This window comes from Kitasatospora sp. NPDC059160 (assembly GCF_042755465.1).
Taxonomy (GTDB): Bacteria; Actinomycetota; Actinomycetes; order Streptomycetales; family Streptomycetaceae; genus Kitasatospora.
In genome coordinates, this window is the sequence record NZ_JBHZCN010000122.1 from 16,654 (window position 1) to 27,133 (window position 10,480).

At 73.3% G+C, this 10,480-nt stretch carries 8 protein-coding genes; 4 read left to right on the forward strand and 4 right to left on the reverse strand.

Annotation, left to right across the window (positions count from 1 at the left end; all coding sequences use genetic code 11):
* Positions 1-152: 152 nt before the first annotated feature.
* Entirely contained in the window at positions 153-1,373 is a 1,221-nt protein-coding gene (locus ACFXOZ_RS35975) for a sensor histidine kinase (protein WP_380594137.1), read from the forward strand.
* Positions 1,370-2,077, forward strand: a complete 708-nt coding sequence (locus tag ACFXOZ_RS35980; protein WP_380594139.1) for a response regulator — start codon at positions 1,370-1,372, stop codon at positions 2,075-2,077. The genes ACFXOZ_RS35975 and ACFXOZ_RS35980 overlap by 4 nt, the downstream gene beginning before the upstream one ends.
* On the opposite strand, the gene ACFXOZ_RS35985 is transcribed toward ACFXOZ_RS35980, so the two are convergent.
* From ACFXOZ_RS35985 to ACFXOZ_RS35995, 3 genes are all read right to left on the reverse strand, one after another.
* On the reverse strand, positions 2,074-3,039 hold the full coding sequence (locus tag ACFXOZ_RS35985) for an alpha/beta fold hydrolase (RefSeq protein WP_380594141.1): 966 nt from the start codon (positions 3,037-3,039) through the stop codon (positions 2,074-2,076). The two genes, ACFXOZ_RS35980 and ACFXOZ_RS35985, sit on opposite strands and share 4 nt — an antisense overlap.
* Before the next feature lie 161 nt (positions 3,040-3,200).
* Complete coding sequence (locus ACFXOZ_RS35990; protein ID WP_375896014.1) at positions 3,201-6,689, reverse strand: S8 family serine peptidase; 3,489 nt, start codon at positions 6,687-6,689, stop codon at positions 3,201-3,203.
* 447 nt (positions 6,690-7,136) lie between these two features.
* Positions 7,137-7,982, reverse strand: a complete 846-nt coding sequence (locus tag ACFXOZ_RS35995; RefSeq protein WP_380594143.1) for a siderophore-interacting protein — start codon at positions 7,980-7,982, stop codon at positions 7,137-7,139.
* A 102-nt stretch (positions 7,983-8,084) separates the two neighbouring features.
* On the opposite strand from ACFXOZ_RS35995, the gene ACFXOZ_RS36000 reads away from it, so the two are divergent.
* Positions 8,085-8,843 (forward strand): TetR/AcrR family transcriptional regulator, encoded by a 759-nt coding sequence (locus ACFXOZ_RS36000; RefSeq protein ID WP_380594145.1) that lies wholly within the window; start codon positions 8,085-8,087, stop codon positions 8,841-8,843.
* 26 nt (positions 8,844-8,869) lie between these two features.
* Here the strand turns inward: ACFXOZ_RS36000 and ACFXOZ_RS36005 are convergent, their stop codons facing one another.
* Complete coding sequence (locus ACFXOZ_RS36005; protein WP_360230485.1) at positions 8,870-9,067, reverse strand: hypothetical protein; 198 nt, start codon at positions 9,065-9,067, stop codon at positions 8,870-8,872.
* A 170-nt stretch (positions 9,068-9,237) separates the two neighbouring features.
* Here ACFXOZ_RS36005 and ACFXOZ_RS36010 point away from each other — a divergent pair.
* The coding region (locus ACFXOZ_RS36010) for a D-alanyl-D-alanine carboxypeptidase family protein (protein WP_380594147.1) at positions 9,238-10,480 on the forward strand (1,243 nt) is incomplete at its 3' end.

Sequence of the window (10,480 nt, forward strand, 5' to 3'; positions counted from 1 at the left end):
TCCGCCGGGGGCCCGCGCTCCCCCGCCGGGGGCCGGGACCGGGACCGTGGTCCTGGTCCGGGCCCCTGCTCCTCCGCCCGGGGGAGCACGCCCGGCCCGGCCCGCCAATGCCAGAATGGGGGCGTCAGCGCTGGTCAGCCGGGAGGAATCAGATGGACGGGCGTCAGCGCCCCGGGGTGGACGCGGGTACCGACGGGCCGCTGGAGGACTGGACGGACCGCCTGCCGTGGACCCGTACCGACGCCATGGTGGCCATCGGCGCCGGCGCCCTGGACCTGATCGGCTACGTCCTGCTCGGCCCGGCGACCGGCGCCCTCAGCATGTCCGTGCCGGGCTTCGCCGTGGTCGTCCTCGCCGGCCTGCCGCTGCTGGCCCGGCGCAGCCGCCCGGTGCCGGCGCTGGCCGCCGTCCTGGTGCTCCAGGCGGCGGCCGACCTGCTCTCCCCGAGGGGCCCGCACTTCGGCGCGGTGCTGGTCGTCGCGCTGTACTCGGTCGCGGTGAGCCGGGGCGTCCCGGTGACCGCGGCCGCCGTGGGCGTGACGGCGGTGACCACCACGCTGAGCCAGCTGCGCTTCGAATCCCCGCTCTGGCCGCAGCTCATCGCCGACCCCGTAGCCGCCGTCATGGTGGCCGGGGCCGGTCTGGCGGTGGCCCGCTGGCAGCGCGAGGTGGCCGCCAACCGCCGGCTGCTGGCCGACCGCGCGGTGGCCGACGAACGCCGCCGGATCGCCCGGGAGTTGCACGACATCGTGGCCCACCACATCACCACCATGCAGCTGATGGCAGGCGGTGCCCGCGCCAACCTCGGGGACCAGGAGGTGGTCCGGGACGCCCTGGTCGTCCTGGAGTCCTCGGGTCGGCTGGCGCTGCGCGAGATGCGCCAGTTGCTGAACGTGCTGCGGACCGGGGACGAACCGGACGCCGCCCCGCCGCTGCCCCAGCCCGGGGTGGAGGACCTGGAGCGGCTGGTGGACGAGTCCCGGGTGGCCGGACTGCCGACCGAGTTCACCGTCGACGGGCCCCCGCGCCCGCTGCCGCCGACGGTCGGGCTGACCGTCTTCCGGATCGTCCAGGAGGGCCTCACCAACGCCCGCAAGTACGCCGGGCCCGCCCGGGCCACCGTCCGCCTCGCCTACCACCCGGACCGGGTCACCGTCGAGGTGCGGGACGACGGCGGCGGCGCGCCCCCGGCGGAGCCCACCGGCCGGGCCGGGTACGGCCTGCTCGGCATGCGCGAGCGGGTCGCCCTGCACGGCGGCACCCTGGCGACCGGCCCGCAGCCGGGCGGCGGCTTCGCCGTGGCCGCCGAACTCCCGCTGACCGACGCCGAATCGGCCGAGGCCGCGGTCCAGACCGGGCAGGTGCTCCGATGACCGGGCGGATCCGGGTGCTGCTGGTGGACGACCAGCCGCTGGTGCGCCGCGGCCTGTCGCTGATCCTCTCCCCCGACCCGTCCCTGACCGTGGTCGGCGAGGCCGGGGACGGCGAGCAGGCCGTCGCCGCCGCCCTCCGGCTGCTCCCCGACGTCGTGGTGATGGACATCCGGATGCCCGTCCTGGACGGCGTCGGCGCGACCGAGCGGCTGGCCCGGGAGCTGCCCGGCTGCCGGGTCCTGGCGCTGAGCACCTTCGACATGGACGAGTACGTGGTGGCCGCGCTGCGCGCCGGCGCCCACGGCTTCCTGCCCAAGGACGTCTCCCCGGAGGAGCTGAGCTCGGCGATCCGGACGGTGCACGCCGGGGAGGCGGTGGTCGCCCCGCGGCTGCTCACCCGGCTGATCTCCACCTACGTCCGGGCGCCCGCCGCGCCCGCCCCGGCGTCGCCGGCCGCCGTGCGGTGCGGCGAGCTCACGCCCCGGGAGGTCGACGTGTGGCGGCTGATCGCCACCGGGCTCGACAACGCCGCGATCGCGCTGGCCCTGGAGATCAGCCAGTCCACCGTGAAGAACTACATCACCAGCATCTTCGGCAAGCTGGACGTCCGGGACCGCGCCCAGGCGGTGATCGCCGCGTACGAGTCCGGCCTGGTCACCGCCCGCACGGGGCAGGGCGACCAGGCCGGCCGGAACTCCGGCTAGTCCAGGCTCTTGAGGAAGTCCAGCAGCGCCTCGGTGACCTCGGCCGGGCGCTCCTGCTGGGTCCAGTGGCCGGTGTCCGGCAGCCGGACGTGCCGGTGCAGCCGCGGGGTCAGCTCCGTCAGCAGGTAGTCCAGCACACCGGGCGGGATCATCGCGTTCACCAGGTCCTGCTCGCCGGCCACGTACAGCGCGGGCACCTCGATCCGCAGGCCGGTGAAGGCAGCCATCAGCTCGTTGTTGCGGTCGATGTTGCGGTACCAGTTGAGCCCGCCGGTGAAGGCCCGCTCACCGTGCCGGGCGTAGTCGGCGGCGAACACATCGAGGTCCGCGTCGGTGAGCCAGCCGGGCAGCCGGTCCGGCTCCGGGATGGTGTCCAGCAGGGTCCTGCCCTCGGGGACGACCCACGGCCGCGGCTCGCCACCGGGCTGGAGGCCGCACAGCACGCGGCGCAGGCTGGACCTGATGTCGGCGGCCAGCTCGGCGTCGGCCCGGCCGGGCTGCTGGAAGTAGATCTGGTAGAAGCCCTCGCCGAACCTCTCCCGGGCCGCCTGCAGCGTGCCGGGGCCGGCCGGCAGCGGCGGGACGCTCAGGCCGGCGACCCCGCGCACCAGGTCCGGCCGGAGGGCGGCGGTGCCCCAGGCGACCGGCGCGCCCCAGTCGTGGCCGACCACCACGGCCTTCTCCCCGCCGAGTTCGCGGATCAGCGCGGTGACGTCGCCGATCAGGTGCAGTACGGAGTACGCGTCCACGGACGCCGGCTGTGCGCTGCGGGCGTAGCCGCGCTGGTCGGGGGCGACGACCCGGTACCCGGCCGCGGCGAGCGGCGCGAACTGGTGGCGCCAGGAGTACCAGCTCTCCGGGAAGCCGTGCAGCAGCAGGACCAGCGGCCCCTCCCCCTGTTCGGCGAGGTGCAGCCGGACACCGTTCACCTCGATCTCGCTGTGCTTGATCGCCTCGTTCAACTCCCGCTCCCGTTCCGCTCCGTAGGACCCCGAGGGCTCTCCTCCCAGGCTCAACAAGCGGACGGCCCCGGCTTGTTCCGGCACCGGGACAAGCAGCCGAGGCCGCCCCGGAACTCCGGGACGGCCTCGGCCTCAGGCTAATGCGCTGAACTGGTTGAGCGTCAGTTCACCGTGTAGCTGTAGGGGATCGCCGCGAGCACCGCACCGGTGGTGCCGAGGCTGTTGTTGGCGGTCGGCACGAAGGTCGGGCCGGACACCAGGTAGAGCAGACCCTTGACCGTGCTGCCCTTGGGGCCGGTCGGGGTGACGGTCACCTGCAGCGAGCCGGTGGCGCCGGGGGCGACGGTCACCGGGGCGGCGGCCGTGGCCGTGGCGTTCACCGCGGCGGCGTACGGGTCACCGGTGCTGGAGGTCAGCGCCGGGTCGAACGCCAGGGTGTGCGCGGTGGCGGTGATGGTGGAGGTGCCCTTCGGCGCGCCGGCGGTGCCGAACGGGCCGATCTGCTGGACGAAGGTGCTCCAGGCACCGGGGACGATCGGCTGCTCGGCGCTGCCCTTGGAGGTGGCGACCGAGATGGCGGAGCCGTCCTGGGCCTTCTTGAGGTCACCGAAGAGGTCCGGCGAGGCGGTGGTGGCGCTCAGCTCGATCTGCGCCGGCGTCGAGGACGCCGCCACGGCCTTGAGCTGGTCGGTGCTCGGCGGCACCAGGAAGCTCGGCACCGAGGAGGTCAGGCTCAGCGGCAGGTTGACGCTGGCCGAGGCACCCTGCGGGACGAGCGGCAGGTCGACGCGCTTGTCGAGGCGGCCGTCGGCCGCGATCGACTGGGTGGCGACCGTGTTGTTGGTGTAGTTGACGTTGACGGTGACCGGCTTGCCGGCCGCCAGCTTCGTCTTCGGGTCGTTCGGCAGACCGGCCGCGGTGGCCTGGTTCTGGTTGAACGCGATGCTGCCGGCGAAGTCCTGGGCGAGCTCCTGGCCGCTGACCGGCCCGAGCACGTTCAGGACGAAGCGCCAGTGGCCCTCGGCCGGGTTGATCGTGGTGGCCGAGACGCCGTTGGCGGCGCCGGTCAGGTTGCCCTGGGCGTCGAACAGCGTGTTGCCCTCGATGTCGACCGGGGTGCCGTTCGGGCTGATCAGGGCGCCCTGCATGAACAGGTTCGCGTCCTTGCCGACGGTGACGCCGACCCGCAGGTCCTTCTGGCCCTTCGGGACGTCGAAGCCGTAGGCGAACATCTGCGTCGGCGAGGAGCCGCGGCCGTTGCCACCGGTGATGGTGCCGGTGAAGCTGCCCTTGCCGTCCTTGACCGGGACGAGGCTGCGCAGCACGACCGGGACGCTGGTGGTGTTGCCGTTCGAGCTGGAGACGAGGACCGCCTCGCTGCTGTCACCGCTGGTCGCCGGGGTGGTCAGCTGGACCTTGAGGGTCTTGGTCTGACCGGGCTGCAGCTCGGTGGTGTTCGGGCTCACCGCGCCGGCCGGGACCGCGCGCTGGGTGGAGGTGCCGAACTGGACGTCGCCGGTGTAGCCGGCCTTGCCCGCCGGGGTGTACATGATGGCGGTCCACTCGCCGGCCACCGGGTGCGGGACGTCGACCAGGCCGAAGTTGGCCGGGGTGGCGCCGCCCTGCGGACGGGTGTTGGTCTCGAAGCGGCCCGACGGGTCGAGCAGCGTCATGCGGACCACGGGGCCGTTGGTGACCGGGTTCGGGCCGCCGTGCCAGGCGATCGACGCCGCGAGGCGGTCGGCACCGGCCGGAACGGTGAACTTGACCTGCTTCTGCACCCAGTCGGCACCGTTGGTGGCGTACTTGAAGGTGTCGGTCGAGGCCGAGTCCAGCTTGACGACCTGCTGGTTGGTGGCCTGCGGCGCGAAGCTGCGGGTGGTGGCGCTCACCGACTGCGGCTCGTCACTGGTGTTGGTGACGGAGACGTCGGCGGTGTGGGTCGAACCGGGGGCGCCCTGGATGCTCACCTGGCCGGTGTTGACCACGACGGTGCGGGCACCGTCGGTGCCGTCGCCGTCGTCGTAGCCGCGGGCGGCCTCGACGGCGGCCCGGACGTTGAGCAGACCGGCGCCCTGCTCCTCGGCGGGGACGCCGAGGTCGGTGGCGGTGCCGGTGATGAACTTCTTCACCAGCGCCGGGGACGGCGAGTCGCCGCCGTGGGTGTCGCGGTAGGCCTGGATGACCAGGGCCGCGGCACCGGTGACGAACGGGGCGGCCTGGCTGGTGCCGCCGAAGGGCTGGATGTTCGAGCCCTTGCCGTTGAAGTTGGTGCAGTCCGCGTACTTGGTGGTGTCGGCGGTGCACAGCGCCCAGTCCGACTCGCCCGGGGCGACCAGGTCGAGGGTGCGGCCGGCCATGGTGAAGCCGCCCGAGGAGAGCGCGGAGATCCGGCTGTTGTTCCAGGTCTTGTTGGAGAACTTGGAAGCCGCGTAGCCGGTCTGCTGGTAGTTCTGGTTGTCCGTCGACGCGCCGACCGAGATCACGTACGGGTCGGTGGCCGGGGTGCCGATGGTGCCGCTGATACCGGCGTCACCGGTGGAGACCGCGACGGTGACACCGGCCTTGACGGCCTGCTCGTTGAAGAGCGCGATGGTGTCGTGGGCGCCGCTGTCCGGGGTGACGTTGCCGCCGAAGGACTCGTTCAGCACGTCCACGTGGGCGACCCGCACCGCGTAGTCGATGGACTGCAGGATCGACGAGTTGGACATCATCTCGCCGCCGGCCTTGAGGGCGACCAGGTCGGCGTCCGGGGCGAGGCCGCGGATGTTGATGTTGCAGCCGGCCGGCAGCGGGTGCGAGGCGTTGACGAACTGCGAGACGTCGTAGGTCTGACGGCCCTGGGCGATGACCGCCGAGGCGTCGCCGAAGGCCTCGGCGCCACCGCTCGGCGCGTCCCAGCCCTCACCCGAGAAGTCCTGGTGGTCGACCACGGCGTGCGAGCCGTCGGCCCGGATGAAGTCCGGGTTGTTCGGGTCGAGCGCGTCGGCGATGTAGGCGACCTTGACGCCCTTGCCGGTGGCCAGGTTCTCCACGCCGGGGTTGCCGTTGCCGCTGTAGGCACGGACCGAGTAGAGGCCCTCGGGCTCCAGCAGCGGCTTGGTCGGGTCGGAGGGGCAGACCGTGTTGGTCGCGTTCTCCTGGGAACCCTGGCCGTTGCTGCCCGAAACGGCCTTCGACGCGTCGCCGGACTTGCCGGAGGCCGTGGCCGCGGTGTCCGCCTTCTTGGCGGTGGTCGAGGCGACGGGGGCCACCTGGACCTGGGTGTCGGCGACCACGGCGGCGACCGCCGGGTCGGACTGGAGCGCCGCGCGCTCGGCCGGGCTGACCGTGGCGGAGAAGGCGTTGCCGACCACGAAGCTCTTGACGTTGGTGCCGCCGTTGGCCTTGACCTTGTCCAGCAGCGGCTTCTGCGCGCTGGCGGTCTTCTGCTCACGTGCGCCGAGGTGACCGTGGTCGGCCGGGGCGTCCGCTATCTGGTCCTTCAGGATCACGATCACCGGTGCCGGCGACCCGTCCGAGGACGCCGCCTGGGCGTTCTGCGGATCCTGGGTCGGGGCCGCGCTCGCGATGGTCCCGAGGCTCAGGACCATGGACGCGGCGGTGACGGTGACGGCGGCTGCTAGCTGGGTCTTGCGCCAGCCGATCAATGGACATCCTTTCGTCTGATGAGACGTCAGGTTGCACGATCCAGCCTACGAATCCTGGTCGGACGCGCGGTGCTCCGGACCGCGCGTCCCGACAGCGGTCGCATTCCAGCGCATCCGGCACGACCACGACAAGGGGTTAAAACCCCATCAGAAAGTAAAAATGACCATCAGAAAGTAAAATACACAGTATAAATCCGGCCGCTGCTGCCCCTTTTTCACCGATCAGAGCCGGTCAGGGACGGTCAAAACAGGCTTCCGCGGCGGCAAAAACGTCAGTGGCGAACTCTGGACACTGGCGGAACATCGCCACTCCGGCCCACCCGCTGCCTCTTTGTCGACACCGCGACTCTTCTTCCCCGTCGACGGCCCTCGAAACAACGCTCGGCACCCAGAACGCTCGGCACGCAGAACGCTCGGCAAGCAGAACGAACGGGGCGGCCGAGGAGTTCACCCCAGGCGCTCCCGGGCGTCCGCGAGGTCCTCGGCCGTCGGCGCGTCGTCCTGGGTCAGCCGGTGGCGCCAGTAGCCGGTGAAGTCGATGTCCGACTTCGGCACCCCGTGCTCCTCCACCAGGCAGCGGCGCAGCGCCCGCACCGCGCCCGCCTCCCCGGCCAGCCAGGCGAAGGGCCGCCCGCCCGGCAGCGCGCCGCCCCGGAACGCCGCGGTCAGCAGGGCGCCCGGGGCCGCGCCGTCGCGGTGCAGCCAGCGCACCTCCAGTTCGGCCCGGGTCGCCAGCCGCTGACGCTCCGCCCGGTCCGCGACCTCGATCCAGGCGTACGCCCGCACCCCCTCCGGCAGGGCCTCCAGCAGCGTCGCCACGGCCGGCAGGGCGGTCTCGTCGCCGGCCAGCAGCACCCAGTCGGCCGCCGCCGCGACCTGGGCGAACGGGACCGGCGGGGCGTACAGCGCGGAGGGCCCGACCATGCCGAGCCGGTCCCCCGGCGCGGCCCGCAGCGCCCAGGCCGCGGCCACGCCGGAGTCGCCGTGCAGGACGAAGTCGACCTCGATCCGCCGGGTGCCGGGGTGCCTGCGGCGCAGGGTGAAGCTGCGCATGACCGGGCGGTCGGCCTCGGGGATCGCCAGATAGGCCTGGTACCAGCCCATCGGGTCGTCCTGCCCCGCCGGCAGCTCCGGCTCGCGCTGCCCCGGGCGCGGGAAGCAGAGCTTGAGCTGCTGGTCGGGCGTGCCGCCCACGGTGTCGTCCAGGGCCTCCGCCTCGAAGACGACCCGGGCGGTGCGCGGCGTGATCCGGTCGACCGCTACGACCTCGATGAAGGTGACGGGCAGAGTCATCGGTAACCCCTCGCTGTGCGGACCGCTGTGCGGAATCCTGATAACTTACGGCATAAAGAGTTGCTGGCGCCAGGATACTTTACGCCATAAGGAGATGTCGGGATGACCGTCTACGCCGGGCAGGGAGACGCCCACCGCTCACTCGCCCTGCTGTGGGGGCACCCCGGGGAACCGCGCACCGGGCGCAGCGGCCCGAAACCGGGGCTGAGTGTGGACGCGATCGTGTCCGCCGGAATCGCGGTGGCCGACGCCGAGGGAATGGCCGCCCTGTCGATGCGCGCCGTGGGCGAACGGCTCGGCCGCACCGCGATGGCGCTCTACACCTACGTGCCCGGCAAGGCCGAACTGCTCGACCTGATGCACGACCGGGTGCTCGCCGAGCTCCCCACCGGAACACCGGAGTTCGACGACTGGCGGGCCGACGTCACCGCCTGGGCCGAGGAGTTGTACGCCTGCTACCTGCGCCACCCCTGGGTGCTCCAGGTCTCGCAGGCCCGCCCCGTCCTCGGCCCGGCCGAACTCGCCGCCATGGAAAACCTGTTGGCCGCGCTGCGACCCGCCGGCCTGCCCGCCGGGCGACTGCGCGGGGCGGTCGCCGCGCTCTGGCAGTTCGTCCGCGGCACGGCCGCCGCCACCGCCGACGCCCGCGGCGCGGCGGCCGCCACCGGCGTCACGGACGAGGAGTGGTGGAGCACCCGCTCCGCCCGGCTCGCCGAACTGGCGCCGGACTTCCCGCAGCGCTTCCCGCTGCTGACCGCCCTCCAGAGCGCCGGCGGCAGCCCGGAGGACACCGGCGCGGACGCCTTCCGCACCGGCCTGGCCGTCCTGCTCGACGGGGTGGCCGCGGGCGTCGGCGCCTGAGCCGAGGGGCCGGGAGGGGAGGCCCGCTACCCCCGCCGGGCGGCGGGGATCGCCAGCAGGGCGCCGAGCACCAGCAGCACGGCGTACCCGGCGGTCTCGTGTCCGTCCGGCACCAGGAAGCGGACGAAGCCGAACAGCCGGAAGCCCCCGAGGTGGTCGGCCAGCAGGCCGGTGCCACCGCCCAGGATCAGGACGAAACCGAGGTAACCGAGCAGGGTCTTCATGCTCCCGAGCCTAGGAATCCGCCGGCCCGCGCCCAACCGACTTTCGGCGCGACCGGCGTTGACCAAAGTCGCGTCCCGCCCTCCCTCCGGACGGAGCAGCCGACACGGCGGTCCGACGGCGGCGCCGGTACGTTCGCCGTGTGCAGCCAAAGCGTGTGCAGTCAGAGCGTGTGCAGCCAGAGCGTGAGCAGCGGGAACCGCAGCGGGGACCGCAGCCGAAACCACCGTCCGTCGCCAGGGTCGCGGCCGTCTCCGCCGTCTCCGCCCTGGTGCTCGCCGCCGGCGCCCCGGCGGCCCTCGCCCAGGACGCCGCCTCCGTCGTCGGCGGCGAGCGGCTCGGCCGCCCGGCCGTCCAGGTCGCGCCGCTGGCCGGGGCCCCCGCCCTGCCGGCCGAACTGACCGGCCGCTCCTGGCTGATCGCCGACGCCGGCACCGGCGAGGTGCTCGCCGCGCGCGACGCCCACCTGCCGATGCCCCCGGCCAGCACCCTCAAGATGCTGTTCGCGGACACCGTGCTGCCCAAGCTCGACCGCTCCACGGAGCACCAGGTCACCCCCGCCGAACTCGCCGACCTCGGCGTCGGCAGCAGCCTGGTCGGCGTCAAGGAGAACCTGCCGTACCGGGTCGAGGACCTCTGGCGGGGCGTCTTCCTCAGCTCCGGCAACGACGCCGTGCACGTCCTGGCCCACATGAACGGCGGCGTCCAGCAGACCGTCCGGGAGATGCAGGCCCGCGCCCAGTCCCTCCAGGCCCGGGACACCAAGGTGGTCTCCCCCGACGGCTACGACATGGACGGCCAGGTCTCCTCCGCGTACGACCTCACCCTGTTCGCCCGCGCCGGGCTGCGCAACGCCGACTTCCGGTCCTACTGCGCCACCCGCACCGCCCGCTTCCCCGGCGGACTCGACAAGACCACCGGCCAGCGCACCGCCTTCGACATCGCCAACACCGACCGGCTGCTCGGCAAGTACCCCGGCCTGATCGGCGTCAAGAACGGCTACACCACCAACGCGGGCGCCACCTTCACCGGAGCCGCCGAACGCGGCGGCCGCACCCTGCTGGTGACCGTGATGCACCCCGAGGCGCAGAGCAAGGTCTACGACGAGGCCGCCGTCCTGCTGGACTGGGGCTTCGCCGCGGCGGGCAAGGTCCAGCCGGTCGGGCAACTCGTCGAGGACCTCGCCGCGCCGAAGGGCTCCACCAAGGACGGCGCCCCGGGCGCGCCCGCCACCCCGGCCGACGGCGCCCCGCAGGCCGCCGCCGACAGCGAGGCCGACCTGCCGCCCTGGTCCCGCACCCCCGTCCTCGGCGGCGACGACTCCGTCCTCGCGCCCGCCCTCTGGACCGGCGCCGCCGTCGCCACCGGTCTCGCCGTCTGGGGCACCGCCCGCGGCTCCGCCCGGCGCCGCGCCG